At 46.7% G+C, this 26,653-nt stretch carries 18 protein-coding genes; 9 read left to right on the top strand and 9 right to left on the bottom strand.

What is annotated here, in order from left to right; translation table 11 throughout:
- Positions 1-172 precede the first annotated feature (172 nt).
- From ACFSR5_RS10370 to ACFSR5_RS10355, 4 genes are all read left to right on the top strand, one after another.
- Complete coding sequence (locus ACFSR5_RS10370; RefSeq protein WP_380903428.1) at positions 173-2,512, top strand: TonB-dependent receptor domain-containing protein; 2,340 nt, start codon at positions 173-175, stop codon at positions 2,510-2,512.
- 30 nt (positions 2,513-2,542) lie between these two features.
- Positions 2,543-3,763, top strand: a complete 1,221-nt coding sequence (locus ACFSR5_RS10365) for a DUF4374 domain-containing protein (RefSeq protein ID WP_380903426.1) — start codon at positions 2,543-2,545, stop codon at positions 3,761-3,763.
- 140 nt (positions 3,764-3,903) lie between these two features.
- Positions 3,904-4,536: an FKBP-type peptidyl-prolyl cis-trans isomerase gene (locus ACFSR5_RS10360; RefSeq protein ID WP_380903424.1), complete on the top strand. Its 633-nt coding sequence runs from the start codon at positions 3,904-3,906 to the stop codon at positions 4,534-4,536.
- Between the two features lie 130 nt (positions 4,537-4,666).
- Complete coding sequence (locus ACFSR5_RS10355) at positions 4,667-5,332, top strand: FKBP-type peptidyl-prolyl cis-trans isomerase (RefSeq protein WP_380903422.1); 666 nt, start codon at positions 4,667-4,669, stop codon at positions 5,330-5,332.
- A 53-nt stretch (positions 5,333-5,385) separates the two neighbouring features.
- Here the strand turns inward: ACFSR5_RS10355 and gldB are convergent, their stop codons facing one another.
- Positions 5,386-6,393, bottom strand: coding sequence for a gliding motility lipoprotein GldB (gldB, locus tag ACFSR5_RS10350; RefSeq protein ID WP_449325435.1), 1,008 nt, complete (start codon positions 6,391-6,393; stop codon positions 5,386-5,388).
- Between the two features lie 193 nt (positions 6,394-6,586).
- Here gldB and ACFSR5_RS10345 point away from each other — a divergent pair, with 193 nt between their 5' ends.
- Genes ACFSR5_RS10345 through ACFSR5_RS10335 form a run of 3 tightly spaced genes read left to right on the top strand, consistent with a single transcriptional unit; the run spans position 6,587 to position 9,406 of the window.
- Positions 6,587-7,135, top strand: coding sequence for a porin family protein (locus ACFSR5_RS10345; RefSeq protein WP_380903418.1), 549 nt, complete (start codon positions 6,587-6,589; stop codon positions 7,133-7,135).
- Positions 7,136-7,150: 15 nt separating this feature from the next.
- Entirely contained in the window at positions 7,151-8,779 is a 1,629-nt protein-coding gene (locus ACFSR5_RS10340; RefSeq protein WP_380904353.1) for an NAD+ synthase, read from the top strand.
- Between the two features lie 51 nt (positions 8,780-8,830).
- Positions 8,831-9,406 (top strand): DUF4136 domain-containing protein, encoded by a 576-nt coding sequence (locus tag ACFSR5_RS10335; RefSeq protein ID WP_380903416.1) that lies wholly within the window; start codon positions 8,831-8,833, stop codon positions 9,404-9,406.
- Positions 9,407-9,610: 204 nt separating this feature from the next.
- Here ACFSR5_RS10335 and ACFSR5_RS10330 read toward each other — a convergent pair whose 3' ends face one another.
- The 4 genes from ACFSR5_RS10330 to ACFSR5_RS10315 are packed head-to-tail and all read right to left on the bottom strand — an operon-like array spanning position 9,611 to position 15,547.
- On the bottom strand, positions 9,611-11,623 hold the full coding sequence (locus tag ACFSR5_RS10330) for a DUF2264 domain-containing protein (RefSeq protein WP_380903414.1): 2,013 nt from the start codon (positions 11,621-11,623) through the stop codon (positions 9,611-9,613).
- Between the two features lie 17 nt (positions 11,624-11,640).
- On the bottom strand, positions 11,641-12,969 hold the full coding sequence (locus ACFSR5_RS10325) for a BNR repeat-containing protein (protein ID WP_380903412.1): 1,329 nt from the start codon (positions 12,967-12,969) through the stop codon (positions 11,641-11,643).
- A 7-nt stretch (positions 12,970-12,976) separates the two neighbouring features.
- Positions 12,977-14,209: a DUF2264 domain-containing protein gene (locus tag ACFSR5_RS10320; RefSeq protein WP_380903410.1), complete on the bottom strand. Its 1,233-nt coding sequence runs from the start codon at positions 14,207-14,209 to the stop codon at positions 12,977-12,979.
- A gap of 57 nt (positions 14,210-14,266) precedes the next feature.
- Positions 14,267-15,547, bottom strand: a complete 1,281-nt coding sequence (locus ACFSR5_RS10315) for a glycoside hydrolase family 88/105 protein (RefSeq protein ID WP_380903408.1) — start codon at positions 15,545-15,547, stop codon at positions 14,267-14,269.
- Positions 15,548-15,856: 309 nt separating this feature from the next.
- On the opposite strand from ACFSR5_RS10315, the gene ACFSR5_RS10310 reads away from it, so the two are divergent.
- Together ACFSR5_RS10310 and ACFSR5_RS10305 are read left to right on the top strand one after the other, a co-directional pair.
- On the top strand, positions 15,857-18,217 hold the full coding sequence (locus ACFSR5_RS10310; RefSeq protein ID WP_380903406.1) for a beta-L-arabinofuranosidase domain-containing protein: 2,361 nt from the start codon (positions 15,857-15,859) through the stop codon (positions 18,215-18,217).
- A gap of 100 nt (positions 18,218-18,317) precedes the next feature.
- A complete protein-coding gene (locus ACFSR5_RS10305) occupies positions 18,318-22,379 on the top strand; it encodes a hybrid sensor histidine kinase/response regulator transcription factor (RefSeq protein ID WP_380903404.1) in 4,062 nt (1,353 codons plus the stop codon).
- A gap of 223 nt (positions 22,380-22,602) precedes the next feature.
- Here ACFSR5_RS10305 and ACFSR5_RS10300 read toward each other — a convergent pair whose 3' ends face one another.
- From ACFSR5_RS10300 to ACFSR5_RS10285, 4 genes are read right to left on the bottom strand one after another with little or no spacing between them, the layout of a single operon-like run.
- Positions 22,603-22,989, bottom strand: a complete 387-nt coding sequence (locus ACFSR5_RS10300) for a family 43 glycosylhydrolase (RefSeq protein WP_380903402.1) — start codon at positions 22,987-22,989, stop codon at positions 22,603-22,605.
- Positions 22,986-24,536 carry a family 43 glycosylhydrolase gene (locus tag ACFSR5_RS10295; protein WP_380903400.1) on the bottom strand — a complete coding sequence of 517 codons (1,551 nt, stop codon included), beginning with the start codon at positions 24,534-24,536 and terminating at the stop codon, positions 22,986-22,988. The genes ACFSR5_RS10300 and ACFSR5_RS10295 overlap by 4 nt, the downstream gene beginning before the upstream one ends.
- A 25-nt stretch (positions 24,537-24,561) precedes the next feature.
- Entirely contained in the window at positions 24,562-25,578 is a 1,017-nt protein-coding gene (locus ACFSR5_RS10290; RefSeq protein WP_380903398.1) for a glycoside hydrolase family 43 protein, read from the bottom strand.
- Positions 25,571-26,632 carry a glycoside hydrolase family 43 protein gene (locus tag ACFSR5_RS10285; RefSeq protein ID WP_380903396.1) on the bottom strand — a complete coding sequence of 354 codons (1,062 nt, stop codon included), beginning with the start codon at positions 26,630-26,632 and terminating at the stop codon, positions 25,571-25,573. The genes ACFSR5_RS10290 and ACFSR5_RS10285 overlap by 8 nt, the downstream gene beginning before the upstream one ends.
- Positions 26,633-26,653 lie beyond the last annotated feature (21 nt).

Genomic DNA, 26,653 nt, shown 5'->3' with positions numbered 1-26,653 from the left:
GACAACCGATAGGTCATCAGAAAAAAAGTAGTTATGAATTCTACCTGACAAAAAAAACGCCATAACGAACGGCAATTCGTTATGACGCCAATCGAGCTAGACCAACGGCAATTCGTCTAGCCCAATGACTACGTGAAGCACGTAGCAACTTCTAACGCATGACCATTAAAAGATGAAACAAAATAGTACTTTTTTTCTAACTATTTGTCTGCTGTTATCTTTTTTAGCGACGATAGCACAACAAAACACGCAAACATATACTCTACGCATTCTGTCTGCGAACACACCCGTACCTGCAGCGAGTGTCCGGATTGATCAACACGTCCAACTAACGGACGAAACAGGACAGGTTACATTTCAAGCCCTTCCGGGCACATCTCCTCTGATCGAAGTCAGTGCGATCGGCTACAAGAGCCTCAAGCAAAAAGTAAAGCTCGGGCAACCGGGCACCGCACTGTCTTTGTCTTTGGACAAAGACGATAAGCAAATTGAGGAAGTCGAGGTCGTCGGTTTTACCAAAGTGCAGGAAGTCAATAAACAAGCCTACAATGTGACAGCCATTGACGCCACTAAGCTTTACAATACAACGATGAACATCTCAAACGCATTGGACCGTGTTCCAGGCGTCCGCGTAAGACGATCAGGTGGGGTCGGCTCAGATTTTAACCTTTCCTTGAACGGATTTTCAGGAAACCACATCCGGTATTTTATTGATGGAATCCCGATGGATAATTTGGGATCTTCATTCCAGATCAATAATATTCCCGTTAATATGGCCGAGCGCGTTGAGGTATATAAAGGTGTCGTGCCGATTTGGTTAGGTTCTGATGCGCTGGGTGGCGCAATCAATATTGTGACGTCGACCAAACCCCGCAGCTATTTAGATGTCTCGTATGGATACGGTTCTTTTAATACACACCGGACGGTCATTAATACCGGATATGTTTCGAAAAGCGGTTTTACCGTGCAATTAAATGCCTACCAAAATTATTCAGATAATGACTATCGGGTCCAAGTGGACGCCGCCGATATCAACACTGGTGCCTATACGCCTCATGCCTCCTTAAAAAGATTCCATGACAAATTTCATAATGAAGCGATTATCGCCCAAGTTGGATTAGTCAATAAATCTTATGCGGACCGGCTACTTTTCGGCATTACGTTAGGTCAAAATTATAAGGAAATCCAAACAGGAGCTCGAATGTCTACAGTCTTCGGCGGCATTCACCGCCGCGGTAATACCATTATGCCTTCCTTAAAGTACCAGAAAACGGATCTCATAAGCGGCCTAGATATCGCGTTCAATGCGAATTTCAATCTTGGTACGGAACAAAATATCGATACCCTCAATAGACGTTACGATTGGTATGGGAATTTTAAAGATAACGGATCCAATGGAGAACGTAGCAGACAGTTATACGAATATAAAAACAACGAGGGGTTAGCCACGTTGTCTGCCAATTATCAATTTTCGGAACGGCAATCCTTATCGTTAGGAAATACGACAACTACATTTAATAGGACTGGTCAGAACAAATTAGATCCGGAGTCCAGCTTATATGAGCGCGGAAAAAAGACGGTAAAGAATATATTGGGCGTCGGATATAACTATGATGTCGATGGGCTTTGGAGCACCACCGTATTTGGAAAGTACCTTTACCAACAGAACAAAGATGCGGATATCCAATCGACGGGTTCCAACGAATTTGGCTACGGTATCGCCTCGACATTTTTCCCGAGGCCAACGTTACAAGTAAAGGCGTCGTATGAGTTGACCAATCGCTTACCGACCCCTTATGAATTGTTTGGCGATGTGGAGAATCAAGAAGGAAATTTCAACCTAAGACCAGAACATAGTCATAATATCAACGTCGGAGCAATTTACGACTGGAGATCGGGCGAAGATCACCGTTTCTCGGTCGGTGGAAATCTTATCTACCGCTATGCGTTTGATTTCATTTATAACCGATTCAACAATAATCAGACAAAGCTGATCGCCGATAACCGTGAAGGTGTATCAACCCGTGGTGGTGATGCGGAATTCCGGTATTCATACAAAAACTGGCTGAACTTCGGTGGATCGATGACGTATCAATACCTCCAAAACAAACAAAAATACGAAGACGGATATACAAGTGTCAGTCCGCTGTATAATGACCAGATGCCAAACATCCCTTATCTGTTCGGCAACAGCAACATCGGCGTCGCTCTTCGCAATCTAGGCGGTTCAGGCAACGTACTCAATATCAATTACAACTTGCTCTATGTGCATCGGTTTTGGTTGTACTGGCCAAGTCTTGGCGGCAACAGCGTAACCGACGAAAAACGGGAAATACCGGAACAATTGAGCCATGATTTATCCGTAATCTATAGCGTAAAAAATGGTCGATACAACATCGGATTGGAGGTTAATAACATAACGAACGACCGACTTTACGACAATTTCAGCTTGCAAAAACCAGGTCGCTCGTTTACGGTCAACCTACGTTACTACTTACAAAAGGCAAATTAACGAATCTTAAAACATATAAATAATTGAATAATGAAAACTAATAAATGGACGAGCATCGCTCTGGCCGCGGCGGTATCTGTAGGTGCCTATTCCTGTAAAAGTGACAACTCAACCCCGAATCCTTCTACAGGTGGTAATTTTGTTTTAGCGGTTACACCAATAGCTTCCACGGGCGTAGCAGACTATCTTTTGACAACCGACAACTTAGAATCCGGAACAGTCTCGATTCTTGGAAACGGTATAGAACAGGATGGTACTTATCGCTATTATGTAACGCACAACAATAAGTTCTTCAGCATGCTCTACGGACAAGGTAATCCGGGCGCGGTGACGACCTATGATATTGTAAATGGAAAACTCAATAAATTAAGTAATTTCCAAAGTGAAACAGTGCAAGCATTCGCTCCAGTCAACGACGATATCCTGATGCTCAAAATACCAAGAGCGATCACCAATCCGCTTGCCAATTTCTATCAAGTAAATACCAATAGCCTGACCATCACGAAAGAGGGCACCATCAACGTGCAGGATATCTTAAAAAATGGTGAATCGGCATTCTTTACATGGATTAAGCAAGTAGGCAATAAGGTGTACGCTCCGTTTATGTCGGTCAAAGCATGTTGTGATGCGGCATTTGACACGGCTTTTCCAAACAATGCCTGGATAGCTGTATTCTCCTACCCCGACATGACCTTTGAGAAAGTGATCCAAGACGACCGGACGAGCTTTATTGGCCGTTATTTTGTCGACGGTCTTTCGGTCGACGAGAAAGGCGACGTATATGCATTTTCTTCGTCGATAGCGGCCGAGAAAGGGGCTTTCACTTCCAGCAAACCTTCCGCAATCACGCGGATCGCATCAGGCACAACAGAATTTGACGACTACTACTTCGACATCGAAGCAGTGAGCAATGGAAAGAATATAACCAACTGGATTTACGTGGGTGGTGGCAAATTTGTTGTTCAGGTGACGACCAAAGACGAGAAAGGAGCGTATGCGGCGGGCAAGCACCTCGGCATCGTTGATGTGTATAACAAAACATTCAAAGATGTCACCGGTCTTCCGGAAATCAGCAACATCAAAGCCATTACAACGAATAACTATAGCGCAAAAAACGGTGTCGCCTACATCGGTATCGCGACCACCGATGCGGTCAGCTACGTGTATAAAGTAGATGCTGCCGCGGCTACAGCCACGCAAGGTCTACGCGTTGAGGGTGGATCGATCACCGCGGTGACGAAAGTGGAATAAGAAACTTTCCTTTCGTAAAAAAACGACTGCCCCTCCGCAGTCGTTTTTTATTTTCCTTAGGCGCATTTTCTTTTTTCTTTCCTGTAGCGCTGCCGCAATTCCTTTCGTTTTTATTCCAATTAAGACATCCGAAATAATTTATGAAGAAACTAACAACCTTACTTGTTGTCATTGCCCTTGCTATTCTAGGGTTTTCCGCCTGTTCAAAAAGCGACGACTATGATTATCAAAAAGCATTAGAAGAACAACGCATCAAAGATTCGATCGACAACGTCCGCAAAATGAAACTCGTAACCGAACAGGCCGCGGCCCTTAAAGCATTTGCCGACGAGCATATGCCCGGTGCAACATTAGATGACTCAACTGGGATCTGGCTGCAGATAAACGCTCCCGGAGATAATAACTCCTACGGGTATAAAGTAGACGCCCGTGGTTACATTATTGCTCCAAAGATAACGGTCAAGTACAAGGGAACCTTGTTAGATGGTACTGTGTTTGACCAAACCGAAACAGACAAAACAGCAGAATTTTCCTTAGGCGGTGTGATCGCAGCTTGGCAATGGGCATTTTTACCGGCCAACATCCGGTTTAATGGAAACGATTATCCGACAAGTGGTCTCACGGTAAACGGACTAAAAAAGGGAGCTAAATTTAAAATCGTAACACCATCGCCTTGGGCCTATGACACGCAAGCCAAAAGCAAAGAGGGCAAGGTGATTATCCCGGCTAATTCGCCGCTATTTTTTGAAATTGAAGTGATCGACATCAAATAAATAGTTAAAAAAGGGAAACACGCTTCCCTAACCTATCTTTTTTTATTTTATTTGTTAAAAAATATTAAATTCATTGTAGCGTTAGTCTACGCAGACGCGTTCTAACCTCTGGAAAAGACTTAAAAAATTTATGAAAAAGCTATTGAAACCACTATTTGCAGTCGCTATCGCCGCGGTATCGTTTACTTCATGTATGGAGAAAGATAATACGGATTACGAAGCGCAATACAGAAAAGAAGAGCAAGCGATTGATTCGATTTTAAACAAACAAAAGACACAGATACAAGATTATGTAGCGTCAACCGAAGCGTTTGAAGGCGCGACAGCAGATACCGTAACGTTTAGGTATCAGTATCTTGATAAACGCACTACACGAGGAATTTATTACAAAGTGGTTCAAGCGCCGACAGACAATTCTTATGAATACAAGCTACAAAGCAATGGTAGCCAGCTAGCCTACGTTTGGCCAACAGTAAAATTAAAGTACAAGGCTACTTTATTAGACGGTACGCTCGTGAAAGAGGATGCTACAGGTACAGACTATAGCTTTGCAAGTGCGAACACAAAAATTATGAATCAATCTTGGGTATATGCATTTTTCCCGTATTCCATAACGTTTAATGGAGATGTGGTTCCTGTGGGTGGTCTCACGAAAGACGGTTTGAAAAAAGGCAGTATATTCCGTATGGTCACCCCTTCTCAATGGGCGTTTGGGGCACGTACAGATGTAGATAAAGTACCAGCAAATTCTCCTATTGTTTACGAGTTTGAGGTTCTTGAGATTTCAAATAACTAAGGATCTTCTACTACAAATACAAGAAGCCTTTGTTTTTACAAACAAAGGCTTTTTTACTTTCCTCTAAATTTGCTTTTCTCGAGAATATCTTGTGCGTTTGTTTCCGCCAACAGCTCCCGTAGTGTCACGTCCGGATGCTGTTCCATATAACGGCGTATCATCATCCATCCCAAATAGGTTCCTAGCTTCGGTGCCGATTCGTTATGCTCTCCCAGCTCAGCGGTGAAAGGCCCCTCCGTAAAATACTTCTGAATACGCAAGTAATCCGTACTATACAACAGTTCCTCTTGTAGGAACCATGACCATATTTCCGGCTGGTAAGCTTTCGCCCATTCGAGTTGTTTTCCGGTGTATCCGATTTTCAACGTATCGTTTACATGTGGCAATATGGAATCGAGTGCAAGGAGCACCTTTCCTTGGTAAACCATATGTTGCAAGGTATTATTATCGGTATCCGCTTGCGGATACAATTCCTGTCGAAGAACGCTTTCCACCACTCTCGGTGTGATATTCTCCGGTGTAAACCGGCGTGAAAGATAACGTGGAACTGTTTTGATCAATGCCGGGTAGAATTCGGAGTCTGCCCCCAAAAACATATCCAACCCAATCCCTACGTAACCCTCTCCAATAGGGGCTTGTACAGAAAATCCCGAAAAAAAACTGATAAAACGCGGCAGCGTATAGTCCGGAAAATAATACCGCACATAACGAAAGGCTTCCGTCAGTTCTTTTTCCTGTCTTTCGAGAGACAGGAAGGTTCGCTCGACGGCCTTCGACAAGGCGTGAAAATCTTTCTGCGTCGCAATGATGTTCAACGTAGCCTGTAGTTCGACGGAGTCGGACGGATCACCTGCTGCCAGCATATGGCGTATAAAATCGTTATAAAACACGCCATACTTCTCGGACCAACCGCGGTTTTGTGCCGCCACACGATTGTTCCCTTGCCCTAATGTAGCGAGATCCTGATCAAAACGCTCTATGTGTACCGACAGATCGATATGGCTTACATCGGGAAGCTTTTTCTTGTGTTGGCAAGACGCTGCTAAGACAACAAGCAACATGGGAAAGAAAGGTCTTATCTTTTTCACGTTCGTGGTGTATTTTTTGTGTCAGGGACAAAAGTAATTATTAATTTTACATATATAAATCCAAAGCAGAATGCAGAAATCTAGCAAACTATTTTTTTTCTCCATCTTTTTTCTTCTTTCCGTTGTTCATACCGTAAAAGCTCAATACGCTTACTACGAAAAAAATATGTCTTTAGGACTTACATTTAGCCCAACGATGGGTTGGCTATCCTACGAGGATGCCGACGCATATTCGCCTTCGGCCCGGGCAGGATACGCCTATGGCCTGGTGGCCGATCTCGGATTCGCACGGAATTACTATTTCTCGACCGGCCTCCAGATTAACACCTTGTATAGCGGAGCCCAGGGAACGGTTTCTGGAAGTGACCTGACCACCGATAAAGTCTATCGCCTTCAATATGCGGAAGTTCCCCTGGCCATCAAACTAAAAACAAATGCCGGCGATATCGGCCGGTTTTATGGGCAGTTCGGCTTCACGGCCGGCGTAAAGGTATCGGGCAAAGAACGGGCGAGCAATAGCTCATCTTACCGTGCTATTTCGGGAGACGATATTTTCCGATTAGGGCTCCAAATCGGTGCGGGAGCTGAATGGCGTTTGACCAACAGTCTTTCTGCACTGACAGGCCTAGTTTACAACAATGGGTTTACCCGCACCATGACAGATGGAAGCCCCAAATTGTCCTACCTTTCCCTTAACATTGGTTTATTATTTTAAAGCATACAGTATATGATGAAAATTGCACTCGCTCAATTAAACTACCATATAGGCAACTTTAGTGAAAACACAAAAAAGATCATTGCACATATTACCAAAGCTAAATCCGATGGTGCCGATCTAGTGGTCTTTGCCGAATTGGCCGTGGGCGGATACCCCGCGAAAGATCTGCTTCGGAACACACAATTCATAGATGGATGCGCCGGTAGCTTAGCCGAAATCGCTAGCGCCTGCTTCGGAATCAGTTGCATAATAGGTGCCCCTATCCGAAACAGTGATCCGGAGGGAAAACCATTATATAACACGGCTGTGGTTATAGAAAACGGAGAGATACGTCACCTTTGTAAGAAAAGTCTGCTGCCAGACTATGATGTTTTTGATGAATACCGATACTTTGAGCCCAATAGGCAGGTGTCTTGCATAGATATTCAGGGACAAAAGGTTGCACTTACTGTTTGTGAAGATCTATGGGACGACGATGCATCCAATTCATACGTGGGTGATCTGATGGACGAGCTGCGCAAGGAAAACCCGACGCTGATCATTAACATTGCTGCATCGCCGTTCTCCTATGTGCATTTTGAAAACCGGATCAATGTATTGAAGCGAAATGTCATTAAGGCCGCATGTCCGTTGGTGTACGTAAACCAGATTGGTGCACATGCAGATATTATTTTCGATGGACGCTCCTTGGCGCTCGATCGGAATGGGGAAGTTCTTACGGAACTCAAACGCTTTGAAGAAGACTATGCCGTGGTACAGCTCGTTGACAAAGCGGAAAAAAGGGCGTACCAAACGGCTTCCGAAATGGCCTTAATCCACGAGGCGTTGCTGCTGGGATTACGCGATTATTTCCGAAAATCAGGTTTCCAAAAGGCTGTCCTCGGATTATCGGGGGGGTTGGATTCGGCATTGGTAGCCGCACTGGCTTGCGAGGCACTCGGACCGGAAAATGTTCTCGCGGTGTTAATGCCCTCAATCTATTCCAGTGATCATTCATTAAAAGACGCACTGGATTTGGTAAACAATACGGGCTGTTCCCACCACATTATTCCCATTAAGGATATTGCTTCGGCATTTGATCATACCCTGTCCGACGTCTTTACAGGTCGGCAGCCTGACCTAACCGAAGAAAATATTCAAGCACGCATCCGCGGAACCATCTTGATGGCTCTTTCGAATAAATTTGGACATATCCTACTCAATACATCCAATAAGAGTGAAGCCGCGGTAGGCTATGGAACGCTATATGGGGATATGGCAGGCTCGTTGAGTGTGATTGGTGATGTGTACAAAACACAGGCATATGCACTGGCCAATTACATAAACCGTGATCGCGAGATTATCCCGGTGAACACGCTGGTCAAGGCTCCTTCTGCCGAACTTCGTCCAGGACAGAAGGATTCGGATTCCCTGCCCCCTTACGACTTACTTGACAGCGTACTTTTCCAATTGATCGAATTGGAGAAATCGGGGGCGGAAATCGTGCAGGCTGGATTCGACGAAGCACTTGTGTCCCGTATCAGCAGGATGCTCAATAATGCGGAATTTAAGCGCTTTCAAGCGCCTCCCATCCTGCGCGTCAGTCAGAAGGCGTTCGGCCCTGGCCGTGCGATGCCATTGGTTGCAAAATATCCATTTTAGTATTAAACCTCAGCCATTTAAAACAGTCTAACGTATACTAAATAGGTTTTTATGAAAAAGTTAGGATATATTTTCGCGTTAGGTCTAGTCGTGTTGCTCGCTTCTTGTGCATCGGTACAATATAATACCACCAAAGTACAAAGTCTCGATTTTAGCCAATACAAAACGTATGGCTGGCTTCCTCCGATAGACTCCTTATCCAAGAATTATTTTAATAATGATATTGCGAAAAGCAATATTCTGAATGCGGCCAATAAAGAACTTGAGTCTATGGGCATGCAGTATTCGAAAGACAACCCGGATGTCTTGTTCCGCTATGTCAGTATCGTGAACAATAAAAGTCGGTTGGTGTACGCTACCCCGATGTACGGCTGGGGTGGCTGGGGGCCTTGGGGTTGGTACAGACCATGGGGAATGTGGGGATACGGTGGTTACAGCTACCCGGTAGGCAGTGAGAAGTTTCGGTATGCGCATTTGATTATTGAGGCAGTAGATCGTCGCACGGATGCTGTCGTATGGCAAGCGAGAGGATCCGCAGAAATCAAAACACCTGAGAAATCGATCAACAAGCTTCCGGAAGTTGTGGCAGGAATATTTAAGCAGTATCCCGTAAAAGCAAGAAAGTAACTGGATACACGAGTGTGGTCTGTCGCCGCCGGCAACAGGCATCATCATCTCCACGGGGGATAAAGGAAAGATGGAATGGCTTTGTCCATAGGCAAAACCATTGAATCGTAAAACCAGACTTATCAGCGAGGGCGTTTTTTTTGTTCAAACGGGAGATATCGCCCGTGGGCGGTGCCGTTCTTACTGCCCAAACCGCTGCACGGCTTACCGAAAGTCTATGACTTGCTCCCGACCGCCCTTCCAGACCACGGTAACTTTACGGGCAGTCTGATCGATGGCTAACCGCTGCACGGCAAACAGCTCGTCTGTTTTCCATATTTCACCCGATTTTTTCCACAACAATAGCGTCGCCAGACAAGTGGGCGCCCCCCCTTGAATCCGACCAACCGCATTGAGCACACTGCTTTCTACCGCAACCGGGTGTAAACCAGCTCGGGACACCACTTCCACGCCGTTCCATCCTTGAACAGGAACCATCGCTAACTGATACTGTCCATTGTCTATAATGGTCGCAGTCCAATCTTCATACGTTATTTCACGGGTGTGTATCGGCTTTCCGTTTACAGCAGGCAGCGCGTAGTGTCCCAACCGCACGACATGCGACGCCGGAGCAAATCCTATATCGACCCGGAGTGTACCACTCGGCAACGGTACATCTGCAAGACCCAATCGTACCGTACTGTCGGCTGCCAACACGGCATCGCGGTAATAAACGCCGGCAGTGAACTTCTTAAAGGTATACATGCGGAGCGATTCCCATCCTTTGCGTGTCTCTACCGCATAATTCATCGAAATTTCCCCGTGTTTTCCATCCGCTTGCCACGGGAACGTGCTGTGGTAAGCGAGCTTATTATAATTTTCTGTTCCTTGGTAATAACCTACCTCCCGGCTATTGCACCAAGCCCGGATTTCGGCACCGCCAATCTGCTTATAATCTGTAAGCAATATCGACGAACCTTCCGCGAACTTAAGCAGGGGCACGTCCGGCTGTATTTCTTTTTCCCACGCGCCGTCATTTTCCTGAGCGGTCCAAAAAATATTATCGGCAGGCACCAGCAGACCAAGGAAAAACTTGCCTAACCAATACGCACTGCCACGGCAACTGTACTCCTGAACAGCCGGTTCGAACGCGCCGTAAAATCCCAGTGTGGGAATCCCTTCATCTAGAAAATCTGGATTTCTTAAAAACTGCAACAGCGTGCCCGATGCGATTCGCCGCATCCATCCATAATTTAACGAATGGTCATGGAGGGAACCAAGCAAGGGCAAAGGCACCGCAGCGCCCATCCGATAAGCAATGCTTCTCCCCCACATAATCATCTCTCCCTGCTCGCCAAACATGTACGGATAATAATCGGCCATTTCTCGTAGATTACGCCGAAATGCCAACGCGTATTCTGGATACCACTGATCGCCATACCACATGGTCCACAACGTTCCGTACATTTGGAATGCCCACATGCTGTAATAATCGTAGTAAGGGCTATCGTTGTACCAACCTTGTCCTGTGTAGTCCTGCAAAGATTTCTCCAGAAGCTCCTTCAGATAAGTTTCGTTTACTTTGTATCCTTTGCTTTTCAGGAAACTGAGGATCATCACATTAAAAAATCGCCAATTCATCTGTATCGTTGGGCCACTTCCATAGGTCAACAGTGTTTGTGCCAATGATTCTTTTACCGCTGGGCGTAGCGGATCCCATAAAATTTCTGGTGCAGCAGCTAGCGATACAGCCAATCCACCGAACTCCACCAATTTTTGGCTTGGCCCGCCGTTGCGGGGCAAGGGCTCGATATAGGTGTCGGACGTACTATCCGTCAATTTTTCCAACTGATAGCGGTAATAGTCACCTATCGATATATTATGGATACGCAGGGTTGGATCCTCTTTCCGCAACGGAAGCGCGATGAATAATGTCCGGCACAATCCCTCTAACTTTTCCGTAGGTGTAGATATACCATCCCGCGGATAACTCCGGCCCGGTTGTTTAGGAAATTGTAACGGATCTTCTTTCGAAGCAACGTATTGAAAAGCACCCGCTAACAAATAGTGCGCCGCATCTTTCCAATGCTCCCGTGTGAGACCTGTTTTCGGACTTCGCGCAAAGTCCGGCGTTTGAACCTCAAATAGTTCTGGGTGTTCCGATTGCCCGAAACACAGGGAAACAACCCAAAACGAAGCAAGCAGTACACGTATCCACCGTGTGTGTTTTCTGTTCATAATTATTTTTAAACCGATCAAAATTTCGGATCCCAGTCCAACACATGAATCACGGAGGGTGCTACTTCCAGTAGCCCTTCCCCATCTTTTTGGTCCGTTTCCTGTAGGAACAGGGATAGCCGCTGCTTCTTTTTCCAAAGCTCTGTATCAAAGGTTGGTTCCCATGCAGCAAGTGACTGGGGATATACATCTACGATCTTAAATCGTTTAGCCTCTAAATCTTTCAGTTGTACGACAGATGCGCCGCTTCCCTTTTCTTTATCCCGGAATAACAACAGCACCGAAACGCGGTCGCCCTTGCCTTTCACTAACACCTGCGGTCTTGAAATGGGGATCTCTTTCGTTCCGTGTCCGCTCAGGGAAAAAGAAGATCTGCGAAAGTCGAAGGAGCGTATCGCCCATGCGCCTTTCTTATAATAGACCAGTTTGTATTGTGGGCTGTCCGCACCCGCTTCCCGCCAATACGTGGCAATATAGGGATTGCCAGCCTGATCAGTTGTCATGGATGTTTGATTAATCAATTCACTTTTTTCGGGTATCCGTGCCGCATATTCTGCGGATTGTTTGGTGATGGGCAATGCATACGGCACGCCGGAGGTTCGCTCCCAGGTATGCCCTCCGTCTTTCGAACGCGCATAAGCCAGATCATGATTACTCGCCACATCTGGGTTTTCGCGCCATACCCACGATACGTGAATAGTTCCTTGATCATCCACATACGCCTGCCAATATGCATTTCGTTGTCCCTCGCCATCGATTAGATTGGTATGCAGCCGTCGCCACGTACGGTCTTTCACGCTATACGTATTAATAACTAGATTTCCTCGACCAGATCCTCCATCCCGGTAAAAAAATAAGACATTTCCGTTGGGCATCCGAAAAAATTCCGGATACGTGACTTGCGTCTCGTCGGTTCCGATCATGGGCTGCTCTGCGCCTAGTATTAAGGATCCTGGTGCAGTCGACCGTGCATAACGTAATTTACTGTTATGGTGATCCCAGGCTACGTGCAGGTATCCTGCCCCATCCACCATCACACTGATGATGTTGTGCGCATCCTTTGCATTTCCACGATAGGGAGTTGCAACCGTCTCCCAGTGGTCGTCGCCTAATGTTCGTTTCCCCAGGACAACACGTGCTTCGCGGTCATAGTAAGCAATGTATTGTATGGAATCGTTGCTCACGAGAGAATTTTTACGAAATACAGCCGTATTAACCGTGTTCCGCGCCCAACCTAACCCGACTTCACTCAGCGCTCCCAAGGGCTGTGCAGCGGCGGTCAAGTGTGCAACGAGGACGACAAGCAGCGGCAGTCCAATCGCTTGTATATTCTGTCTGATGTTCATCCTTCGATTAATGTAACGGTGTACTATAATCCTTACTGGCGTCCATGCCGCTCCAAACTCGTTTGGCTGTCCAAGGCTGCGCATCCGCTGTCCAGAAATCATCGGTTTCCGAGAGTCCTAGCGGTAAAAAGATAACAGAGCTCAAATAAGGGCTTCCTTGATTATTGTACGAATCACCAAGGCCAGGCTGATCACCGTACAAACCGATCGTGAGCCAGCCATTGCGATACGTCGATGGAGCTGTCAATGTTTTTTGTAGTACGGCTGTCAATGCGGCGCGCACCTGTCCCACAGGTAGCTGAACCGGCAAACGTTTCTTCCAGGCCATATCGGCCAAGTGGTGGAAGGCCGCAGCTCGATAGATGATTGACCGCCCAGACGGAGGGAAAGAACCATCGGTATGGATAAGCCGCTCCTGAATAATAGCGTAGCGTTCGTTTCGCTTCCGGATCTTTGCAAACATATCATCATAAGCCTTCGTCTTTTCCTGTATGACGTCCATTACCCCGGCTAAAAACGGATGGATGACGAAACTGTTGTAATAATCGTAGGCATAATGTGGACCATCCATGTACATACCATCGCCCACATACCATTGTTCCAATTGGCGTAAGGCGTAATCCACGCGCATTACATCCCATTCATATCCGAACTTCGCTAAAAAGGCCTCATTCATGGCCGAGAACAACAACCAATTGGAATATGCCGGCTTAAACTGGCGCGTCGTCTGAATCGATTTTACTAAACGCTCTTTTGTCGCGGAATCGAGCTGCTCCCACAACCAGGGACATCGCACAAATGCGGCTGCGATAAATGAGGCGTCGACCAATTGTTGGCCGCCAAGATCAAACCGCATAAAGTCCCGGGCATTGCTGTCTAGCGCATGTTTTAATCCATCGATCGTCCAAGAGCGGTATTGCTTCCGCAGCGCGCGCTCTGTGGAATTACCATCTTCCAACGCCAACCAAGGGGATATGCCACATAATACGCGTCCCAAAACCTCCACATACTGTACACGAATACGATGTTCTTTATTATCGACATTTTTGGAGGTCATCTGAGGCATCACGATCCGCAGGCTGTCGTGCGCCAAACTACGTAACACTGGCCTAACCATCCGATCCATCTCTTGCAGCCACAACGCGCGTTCGCTACGCTTGTCGGCTGGGGTTTGCCCTGAGCAAAGCCCACCAGATATCACCAGTACGAATACGACTACGGCTATGCAAATTTTATTCATATTTCTTTCGTTTATAAGGTTCTCTAATGTGCATCCTCCTTCGCTCCTATCGTGGAGTTAGTTGTCCAAATATCGGTACATCTCCACTCCTGCCAACAAGAAAGCTCCTACACCGAAACTTGCCGTAGAGTGTGCATCGACGACCTGTCCCGGAATAGCCTTTTCACCGATGGGTTGCACGTAGCCCACCCGACCGTCTTTTTGCAACGCGACACCGCTCAGATAGGCCCATCCCGATTCTGCGGCACGCACATAAACGGCATCGTTCAGCAACCCCTGGTTTATCCCCCAGAGCAGCCCGTACGTAAAAAACGCCGTACCGCTCGTCTCCCGTCCAGGCGCATGATCCGGATCCAATAGGCTACGCGTCCAATACCCTTCCGGTTGTTGACAGGCGACAATGGCCTTGGCCAACTCTTGATAGCGCTGCACATACGCTGCATAATGAGGAGCGTCGGTTGGCAAGTCCTGAATGACTTTTGCCAGTCCGGCAAACACCCAGCCATCTCCCCGTGCCCAAAAATCCTTCTTCCCATTTGCCGTTTTATGCTTGGGATACACATACTTGGCATCCCGATAATACAACGATTCCTGCGGATCGTACATGATGCTGTCCGCATACTGTAAATATGCATGTAATTTTTCTAAGTACAAGCGGTTTCCTGTCACGTGATACAATTTAGTCATGACAGGCATGACCATATACAAACCATCGGCCCACCACCAATAATCCGTACGAGGCGTGGCCATCTGGTACTCCATCACTTCTCTGGCCCGTTGGATTTTATAGGGTTTGGGATCTAACATATACAAATCGATATAGGTTTGGAAACAGATTTGCCAATCACCGAACAACACATAATCGTCGGTTTCCCCATACGAATATTTCCAGCTACGGGGATTATCCGACTTGGCCCCTTTCCAGGCGTTGTGTGTAGCCCAAGCTTCGGAATAGGCCACATAGTCCTGTCTTTTGGTCAGTTTGTAGAGCTCTATGTTTCCGGTATGGTAAGCGGCTTGATCCCAAAATGCCCACACGTCAGGGGTATGCTTTTGCTGCCAGTATCCATTCACTAAATGAAGCTGTGCAAGCACGGCGCGTTTATCGAACTTCTGCCCGACGGCAAGCTTCGACATGCCTAAACAGGTAACCAGACAGAGCATCCATCCCCATCCGGAGAACGAGGGTATACGCACTTTTCTACGGATGAAAAAATACAGATCGATCGGCAAACTTAGTCCGGTATTTCGGAAATAGAGCCGATCGGCAGTGGCCTTCGTGAAGGACCTAAAAACAGACATGTTGTGCCCGAAAAAAGTAAATAGGTTTACGCGCATATAGGTACGTTAAAAATTATTGATCATCGTGTCGTTGGTTGCCGGTTTATTCAGTGGATCTTACAAACAGCGATGCCCAAAGTTAGCGATACCTCGTTTTGTCCATGTTGAATTTCGGATTATTTACCGATGAATTTTAGGTCAAAATCATCAAAAACAATAATTTAACAGATAAATGTATAAAAAACATTTAAAATATTCCATGCAATTTCTATCTTTGAAAAGTCGACATGACACGGCCTGGCCGTGGTCGCTAACCGAATGAAGATACTGTATTCTTGGTCGACCATAAACTAAAATTTCTGTCCTATGTTTCTAAAAAAAACTTTTCTCTGTCTCGTTGCTGCGTTCGTCTGTGGAGGCCGTGTACATGCGCAAACATCGGAACGTCTCCAGTATTTTGATTTGCAGGATGTGCGCTTGCTGAGCAGCCCCTTTAAACAGGCCGAAGAGTTGGATTTGCGCTATTTGCTGGAAATGGATCCGGATCGTTTGTTAGCACCATTTCTGCGGGAGGCCGGGTTGCCTAGTCCCAAGGAGTCGTACGGCAATTGGGAAAATACAGGATTGGATGGTCATATTGGGGGACACTATCTTTCTGCACTCGCACATATGTTTGCGTCAACAGGCGATGCACGCATCAAGGAGCGGCTAGATTATATGCTTTCTAACTTAAAACGTTGTCAGGAAGCAAACGGAAACGGCTACATAGGAGGCGTGCCCGAAGGAAAACGTATCTGGACAGAGATCCAACAAGGCAAGATCGATGCCGGAGGGTTTAGTCTGAATGGTAAATGGGTACCATTATATAATATACATAAAACATATGCAGGGCTGCGCGATGCGTATCTTCAGACGGGCAGCGTACTGGCAAAGGAGATGCTGATCGGCATGACCGACTGGGCCATCGCGCTTGTACAACACTTGTCCGACACACAAATTCAAGCTATGTTGCGCAGTGAACACGGTGGCTTGAACGAAACCTTCGCCGATGTGGCGGCCATCACCCAGCAGCCACGTTATCTTGAACTGGCCCGTCAGTTCAGCCAGCAGTCTATACTCACCCCACTGCTCCATCATGAAGATAGATTGACGGGGCTGCACGCTAACACGCAGATCCCTAAAGTACTCGGTTTTAAGCGCATAGCTGATGTTGCCCATGATTCGGCATGGGCCGATGCTGCCCGATATTTTTGGGACAACGTGGTGGAACAGCGGTCTATTGCTATCGGTGGTAATAGCGTAAGTGAACATTTTAATCCGGTAGATGATTTTTCCAAGATGGTACACAGTATCGAAGGTCCCGAAACCTGCAATACCTACAACATGCTCCGCCTTACGAAAATGCTCTATCAAACCGATCCACAGGGGAAATACCTGGATTTCTATGAGCGCGGACTTTATAACCATATTTTATCCACACAACATCCTAAACATGGTGGTTTTGTATATTTCACCCAGATACGTCCCGGCCATTACCGCGTGTACTCCCAGCCACATACCTCGATGTGGTGCTGTGTAGGATCAGGCATGGAAAATCATGCCAAATACGGCGAGATGATCTACGCTTACGAGAAAAATAATATTTATGTGAATCTCTTCATTGCCTCGCAGCTCAACTGGAAGGCAAAGGGGGTCGAGATTGTGCAGGAGAATAACTTCCCACAGGAGGCACATACAGTGCTTCGGATCAATCCGAAGAGAACGACGACCTTCACCCTGCATATCCGTAAACCTACCTGGTTGATCGGCTCACCCCAAATTTCCATCAATGGAAAACCGATCCAAGCGGTCGATGGCGAAGGACATGTACAGATCAAACGAACCTGGAAAAAAGGCGATCTGGTTCGCGTGGATCTTCCTATGGGTATTCATACCGAACAGCTACCGGACAGCAGCAATTACTTCAGTATCAGCTACGGCCCGATCGTTTTAGGTGCCCGTACAGGTACAGAAGATTTACGGGGGTTATTGGCCGATGACAGCCGGATGGGACATGTTGCACGCGGTAAGCAGATCCCCTTACGTGATCTGCCAATCCTCACCACTGAGCCAAAGAATATTCCAGCTTTGGTTGAACCTATCGCCTCCAAACCACTGCACTTCACCTTATCCGGTCTTCGATTGGGCAAGGAACGCGTACAGATGGAACTGGAACCGTTTTATGGTATTCATGATACCCGTTACGTCTTGTACTGGCCCCAAGCCACCGAAGCACAATTGCAGCAACTGCAAGAAAAAATAGAGCAGGAAGAGCGGGAAAGTCTCGCTCTGGCGGCGATCACCGTAGACAATGTGGTATGTGGAGAACAACAACCGGAATCGGATCACTTTATCCGGGAGGAGCGGAGCTCCGCTGGCGTCTTTGACGATACGCGCTGGCGAGAAGCGAAGGGATGGTTTACCTACACCATGAAAAAAGAGAAAAATACAGGAGGCACACTGTATATCAAGTATCTTCGGGAAAATCAACCGCGCGTCACGTCCATTTCAGTGGACGGGACCCCAATTGGCACACTGAAGGATGACAATGCCAAAGCGGGCATACATACCGCGCGGTTTAAACTTCCTTCGCATATCGATGCCAACTCCGAGATCACGGTACGCCTCGAAGGGCGGGACATGAGCAGCCATAAGATCTTGGAGGTGCGGATTCTCCGGCTAGAGTAGACTATGCCTACAGGTGGATTGCCAAGTGCCACTCGAATAGTCCATGCGACTTGATGGAAACAGGCAAATTCGTTAAGTTTATAACACGAACTGAATTGATGTGAAAGATGTACTTGCCAATAACCTGATTTTGTTCCTCCTCCTGTTGTGTTCTGTACCCGGGAATGCGCAACGCTTGAGCCTATCCTCTGTTGGTATTGAACAAGAATTGCCTTCCTTAACGATTAACAAAACTTACCAAGACCAAGAAGGATATATTTGGTTGGCGACAACGGAAGGGATCTGCCGCTACGACGGCTATGGTATTCGCACCATACGGCTCACCGCACCCAGTGGCGACGCAACGTTAGTACAAAATATCACCACGATCAGTGAAGTCAATGGCCATCTGCTGGTGGGAGCTGATGCGGGCCTTTATATTATTTTTAAAGATACCTATAAGGCAATTCCTTTTCCCGACCAACGCCTAGCTCACGAAAAAATAACCGATATTCTCGTCGATAAACGGCGGCGGATTTGGGTAGGCACCGCACAGGGTATGCATGTATATGGCTCAGACTTCCGCTACCTAACCTCCTATGGGTCGGAAACTGATCGGAACAGCGGTCTACCTCATGCGGGCGTAAACTCCTTCTTTGAAGATCTCGATGGCTCAATCTGGATTTGCTTTTGGGAAGCCGGACTTTACAAGCTAAATCCTACAAACGAACGGGCTGTGGCTTATCCACCACTGGGGAACCGTAACAATCCATACCGGATGATGCGGGATCGACGGGGACACTATTGGGTCTGCACATGGGGAGATGGTCTTTTTATGTTTGATGACCATCGTCCATCGGCGTACACTACTATATCGGTGAAAAATAAACGGCGAAAAACGGGGGACGAATATCTCTTTTACGATATCATCGAAGATGCCCAGCTCGGGTACATCTGGGTGCTTTCCTTCTCCGGAATATCTGCTTTTCACTATTCCGATGCACATACCGTAAACGAAATTGACCTGTCCCCGACCTTCGACCGCACCGCCAATATTTTTGCACATCTCTTCCAAGGCCGCGATGGCACCCGTTGGTTATCGATCCCGGGCGAAGGTATCACCCACATACGCACCGATCGTCCGGAGACCCATCAGTACACACTCCATTCTATTAAAGAAGATTATAGCATCACGCCCAACCTCACGACGTTATTCCGCGATTCAGACGGCGAGTTTTGGTTCAACCAAGAGCGTATTGGACTCATGGCCTTCAACCCGGTTTCGGGCGATATACGTTCCTTCAGCAACACGGATTTTAAAGATGTGCTGTCGCTTCGTGCCGTCAATGGGATTGTAGAAATGAATGGTGATCTGTGGATTGGTTCAGCCCATGAACCCATCGTACACGTGTTTCGAAAAGATCATAAAAAACTGCATTTGCGGCATTCGTTTGATCTGCGCCATGCAGCAGAACAGATCGGTTTTCCGACCGTATTTGTTGTGGATAATCGTCAAACTATTTGGGTTGGCACCACACGAGGACTGGCAAAAAAAGGACTTTCGGACAATCAATTTAAAAACGTAGCTGCTATTACGGATCACGTCATGGACATGACCACCGATCGGGAGGGCAACGTGTGGGTCGCAACAAAAAATCAAGGCCTATACCACATCCCCCCGGGAGCAAACGTGCCTACCTTGCAACTAAATAAGACCGTACAAGGACTACAAACCAATCAAATCGAATCGGTAGCTACCGACATGCAGGGCAAGTTGTGGATTGGCACGAAAGACAAGCGTCTGCTCGCGTACCACCCTGCTACGAGGCTGTTCACGGAGTATGCCAATGCGCTCGTGTTTTCGAACGAACGATTAATCGATATCGCTATTCTACCGCATAATATCTGGCTATCAACAACCCGACACCTTTATAAACTGGATCCACAAACAGGTGCTTTGGTGGAATACAGCCAAGCCGACGGTTTTCAAGTCAACATGTTTAATAAGAAATCGCATGATGTGGATAGATCACAGCAGCTGGTTTATTTTGCAGGACACAACGGCCTGGTAGGCTTTAAGGACACACCTATACAACATGTCCCGGAATCCAGGGCGTTTATTGCAGATATCAGAATCAATAACCGTTCGGTCATCCAGAATTTTCGAGACGGACAATGCAACTTCCGCGACCTCCACTTAGTGCTTCGTCCAAACGAACAGAATATAGAGATTAATTTCACATCCATGGCCTATGCGGCACCGGAAAAGATTCGATATGCCTATAAATTGGAGGGCGTGGATAAAGAATGGGTATATGCTCCGCGCGAGCGGGTATTCGCCACCTACAATAACCTGAGTAAAGGAACCTATACGTTTTTGCTGAAAGCAACCGATTTAAACAACAAATGGAGTTCGCCGATTACCGAATTGCATATTGTTAAACAGCCAGCCTTCTACGAAAGCACCCTCGCATATGTGCTTTACGTCCTCTTGCTTGCAGGCCTGATTTATTACATCGTGAGCTTTACACTAAACCGATTAAAATTGCGTAGTGATTTGCAGATTGCTCAGATCGAAAAAACAAAGACGGATGAGCTCGTGCAAACCAAGCTCGGCTATTTCACCAATATTTCGCACGACCTATTGACACCATTGACTATTATATCTTGCTTATTGGACGATATACAGATAACCACGAAAAAGAACCTGTCTCAATTCGAAAAAATGCGGTACAACCTCGATCGTTTGAAACGGCTGTTACAACAGATTCTTGATTTCAGACGCGTGGAAAACAAGCAAATGCAACTGCTTGTCAGTGCTGATTCAATCGACAGTTTCGTAGAGGAACTTGGCAATGTCTATTTCGGACCACTGGCGCAAAAAAAGAAAATAGATTTTCAGATGGTGCCGCCTGATCGGCCAATTTACGGGTATTTCGACCGCGATAAACTCGATAAGATCGTCTTCAATATCTTATCGAATGCATTTAAGTACACAGCGGCGGGAGGACAGGTCACGTTGCGGTATGGGGTTCACGAAGAGAACGGGATCCGGTATCTGCACATGGAAATCCATGATACCGGCGTAGGAATACCTGCCACCGAAATCGATCGAATCTTTATTCCATTCTATACCAATAAGGACGCGAACCACCGAGAAAGCAATGGCATTGGCCTGGCATTGACCAAAGAACTGGTCGAGATTCACCATGGACGCATACACGTGCACAGCATCGCACAACGGGGTTCTTGTTTTACTATACAGCTGCCGATCGATGGGGAAGCCTATTCCGATTCCGAACGTCAGGACGTACACGAACAATTCGGGAGCAGCCTCGTGGCTCCTCCCGTAATTTATGAACAAGAAAATGTCGATGCGCCACTCTCCGATATGGAAAAGCAGCAGCTCCACCTGTTGCTGGTGGAAGATAACGAGGATTTACGGCATACGATCGCCAACGTGCTATCGCGAAACTACCAAGTGCATCAAGCTACTCAAGGAGAAGAGGCCCTAGACATATTGCGGCATCAAGACATCGATATTGTAATCAGTGATATCATGATGCCTGTCATGGACGGCTTAACATTATGTAAGACGATAAAGAACGCCGACGACATCAACCATATTCCTGTCATCTTATTGACCGCCAAAAACAGCATGGACGACCGGGTCGAATGCTATCAAGCGGGAGCAGACGGGTACATCAGTAAGCCGTTTGAATTGAAAGTGCTGGAGGCAAGAATCCATAGCTTTGTTATCAACAAACGCACAAAGCAGCTCGACTTCAAGACCGACCGACACATCAATATCTCGACATTGGATCACACACCGCTTGATGAGCAGTTTCTGACCAAAATGATCCATATTATCGAAGAACACCTGTCTGATTCGCAATTCGACGTAGTCGTTCTCGGTGATAAAGTCGGGTTATCGAAGTCTACCCTATACCGAAAAACGAAAGTTTTGCTGAATCTTTCTCCTAGCGAATTTATTAAGAACATCCGCCTAAAACACGCCTGCCAGATGATGGAAAAAGACAAGTCCATTACGGTCAGCGAAGTTGCCTTCTCGACGGGTTTCTCCGACCCGAGATACTTCTCTACATGCTTTAAAGCAGAGTTTGGCATCACTCCTTCCGAATATCAAAAAAGTAAATCCGGACACGCTATCGGACATGATTGAATAGGAATCGGTTTATGATACCTGGGGGTGCCTATCGATAAGAAAGGCAGTTGGGAAGCCCCAACTGCCTTGACTAAACTAACACATGTCCATGGGGAATGGACCAACTAAAAAAACCGATAAAACGGATATCTTATGTAATCGGAATTACGCATTGTATGTTATGCACAAGGCGTAATCCCGTTTTCGTATACACGATGCATCGAATAAGCAATCCATCCGACTACCGACCGTGAATACCTTCTGTGGTCATGCGCACGCGCTTCAACTTTCCGTCCGCTTGGTAAAATAATCGATCAATACAAACCGATCGACTGTAACTACCACCACCGGTCTGAATACCACCGTTGTGGTAGATGAAATACCAATTGTTTTTAAACTGCACGATAGCTTGATGATTGGTATTGCTGTTTCCGGCAAGTTCGTTTAATATTCCTTGATAACGATAAGGCCCATCTATACGGTCAGCGGTCGCATAGGCAATCTTCTCGGGAAACCCCGTGGCATAGGACAAATAATATGTACCGTCCTTTTTGTGTATCCAAGGCGCTTCGGTAAACGAAAAACCGTCGAAGTCCAATCGTTTGATCGCACCGTCAATTTCAATCATATATCCTTCAGCTTCGCATAGTAGCATTCACGGTTGCCCCAAAAAATCCAAGCTTGCCCGTCGTCGTCTGTACATATTGCGGGGTCGATACAGGCCCAACTGTGCTTGGAATCAAAACAGTCGGCGTTGGTCAACAACGGCTTGCCCAGAGCATCTTTATAGGGACCTTCCGGTCGATCCGCTACGGCAACACCTATGCCCGACCAATTGGTGCTGATATACCAATAATACTTTCCACCTCGCTCGGCTACATGTCCGGCATACGCATCTCCGCTTTTCGCCCAAGAAAAGGTCGAAATCGTCATGGGAACTGGATATTCCGTCCAATTCTCCAGATCTGTTGTCGAAAACACCAGCCAATCCTTCATCGTATACCCTTTCTGTCCACCCGCCAAATCATGCCCAGTAAACATCCAAAGCGTATCGCCTTGTACTATCGCTGCAGGATCGGCCGTGTAGTGGTGCGTGAGTATAGGATTTCCTTTGGCTTGAAATTGAAAACGATCGTGCCGTTCAATGGGCTGTAACAATCCCGCAGGCACTCCTCCCCACCGCTGCTCCAGACGCCTAGCTTCCTCTTTCGTTATCGGAATTATACTCCCGTGACGTGGGTGGAAATCTTTCTGAAATGATTCTGGCGTGCTCGTAAAATCGACCAGGTCGGTGGTCCGCTGAAACTCATACCGGCCGTCGGCATAGAGATCGTACATTAAGATGTACTCGTCTGTTTCATTCTTTTTAAATATACTGGATCCTTCTACGACCGTCGAGGTATCCGCATACGCATCAACATACACGTAGTTTTCTTTCCAGGGGCCCTGCAAGGATGTACTGATCGCTTGCTGTATGCCATTTTTGAACTCCTTACCATTGGCGTCTTTGGTGTTTCCTTTGAAGAAGAAATGGTACACACCATCCCGGTAGATAATATCGCCGTCGATACCGCCGTATTTTGGACTGAACAGCAAGGTCGGCTCGTTCTCGAATCCCGAAAAATCCGCGTTGGCATACGCACAGTAAAAATCTAACTTTTCATTATGGTGATAGCGTACCGTGAAGTATACCATATACTTCCCGACCGTTGAATCGTAAATGGTTTGTGGCGCCCACACCCATTTCACCTGTGCAAATCGCCCGGGATACAAAGCTGCTAGGTCAATCGCCTGATGCTTCCAGTCAATCAAGTTATCTGATTTCATCAGGATAATTCCAGGGTTGCTACCCCAGCCATTTTTTGCCGTAAACATATCGGTTGCGACCATATAAAAAGAATCATCAGGCACACCGCGCACGATATGCGGATCACGGATACCACCTGTTTGGGAGATTAGGGCCGAGGGAATTATGGGTTTATTGCCGTTTAACGCGCGCCAATGCACGGCATCGTCACTGACTGCGAAACGGAGTTGTTCCTGCAGATCTCGCTTCCCAGTTCCTTCAAAATAAGCAAAAAGATAGCCGTCGAATATGGGCTTCGTAGACTGCCCAAAAACTAGTTGTATAGATAGGAACAATACAAAAACGCATGCACGTGATCTTTTTTTCATGGTGATGATTTCTTTTTGTCTACGCTTAATCCAATAGTTCTCCCAGGACCAACTTATCTCCCGAATCATCTATTGTAAAGAAATGTGGATAACGGATATGTCGTCCGTCGACATTTTTGTTGCTATGCACGGACATCAACAATTTACCTTCAAATGTTCGAAATAGCATGCCGTGCCCGTAGTTGGGTGGTGTAAATGGTAGCTTTTCTTGTATCCAGGGGCCATCTAATGTTCCGCTTGTTGAATACGCAACTCCCTGCGTGTATACATCGAACACCCAACTTGTCCAAAGCATACCCAGTTTCCCGGTCTGTGTCCGAAAGAGCCAAGGTCCGTCTGTAACCTTATTCGGAACTGTTTGGCCGTCCACATTCTCTCTGCTCCAAGGCGAAGCACTCGCTTTAAATAGCAAGGTTGATTTTCCTACCGTCCCGCTTAGATCTTTTTTCAATTCGATCTTCTCCACGGTACCGTCCCAATTTTGTAACCATTCGTGACAAAATACCATATACGGTTTTTGGTCGACGTCTACCCAAAAAGTACCGTCCAATGTCGGCATGTGAGCCGGTAGATAAAGCGAATCATTTAACGGTGTATACGGCCCTTCTGCCCGATCGCTGACCAGCACATGGCTTGCGCGACGATCAATGATATTTCCTTTAACCGTATCAATCTTGACCGCTGTATTCGTAAACGTGCCAAAGTAATAGTACTTGCCTTCATAAGCATGTATTTCGGCCGCCCATATGTCCGGTCGTTTACCCATCCAAGAAGCGGTGTCGTGCTGAACCACGTCAAACGGGCCTGTCCAGTATTTCAAATCATGGCTTTTCCATAACTTGCCCCCTGTTCCGGTCATATAATACGTGCTCGTGTTTCGGTCGGCCAGGATGTACGGGTCGCTTAAACGAATAGAATCCAACGGCATACCGACGCGGAACGGCGTGGGACGTTGTTGTGCGTACGTTACGGTTATACTGATCAATAGCGTGATCAACAACATACCGCTTTCTTGCAGGGTTCTATTAGCTAACCTAATCATTTCTTTTCCAATAATTTTCCAAACGATCCGCCTCCGTTTTGGTCAGGTGGATAACCGACCCATGTTTTGGAGACTGGAAGTTGGTTGTTTTCATTTTCCCCTCGTTAAACCGGCCAATAGACGTGAATGTCTTGAAGTCGGTCGTTTCGCTAAATCCAAAATTATGCGGTGTAATGCCATATACGTCGTACATCAATACCCATTTATCTTCCCCAATACGTTTCCAAATATGAGGCGCCTCGCAGGCGTGCTCTTCCGGATCGTACCATGCCGGATCATATTGATACCCGCCGCGCAATGAATCAGACACCGCTTGTTTAATTCCGGCGGTTCCGTCGTGTGACACATAAAATAGATGATAGCTGTCGCCAACCTTTGTGATATCCCCGTCGATATATGCTTTATTGTACTTCGGATATTGAAAAAGCAATTTGGGGGCTGCTTCCAGCCGAGAGAAGGTCGGATCAAGAAAGGCGTAATACAGTTGGCTCAAGCCATTACGAAATCGCAACGTAAAATAAATCATCATTTTTCCCGTCGTGTCTTCGTAAAACAGCTGAGGGGCCCAAGCACAACCAATATCCTCCCAGCCCGGAAAGGCCTGATCGACACGCAATAACGCGTGTGACCAATGGAGGAGGTCTTTAGATTTCATTAAAACGATATTTTTATTGTTGCCCCAGCCAAACTCTTTACCGTCGCGCTCCCATTCGGTCGTTCGGTAGCCAGCTTGTTTAGCATAGATGTGCAGATCCGTCATCGCCATATAGAAGTATCCATCCATACCACGCATGATATACGGGTCTCGGATACCTTTCTGTTCGGCGATCGAATCTCCTGCAATAATGGGCTGTCCACTGTTGATATCGGTAAACGTATAGCCGTCACGGCTTAATGCAAAATATAACCCGTGGCTTTCGTCTTTGAAATACGCCAACAGATACGCGGCCATGTCTTTTTCCTGTGGAATTCGTTGGTCGTTCTGTCCATAGATCCGACAAACGTTACTTACCAGAAGTAAAACGGTTAATCCCCTATATATGATTTGGTTCATCCTTTCTTATTTACTACGTGA

Origin of the sequence: Sphingobacterium suaedae, assembly GCF_042684625.1 — a bacterium.
Taxonomy (GTDB): Bacteria; Bacteroidota; Bacteroidia; order Sphingobacteriales; family Sphingobacteriaceae; genus Sphingobacterium; species Sphingobacterium suaedae.
This window is presented reverse-complemented; position numbering and strand designations above follow the sequence as displayed.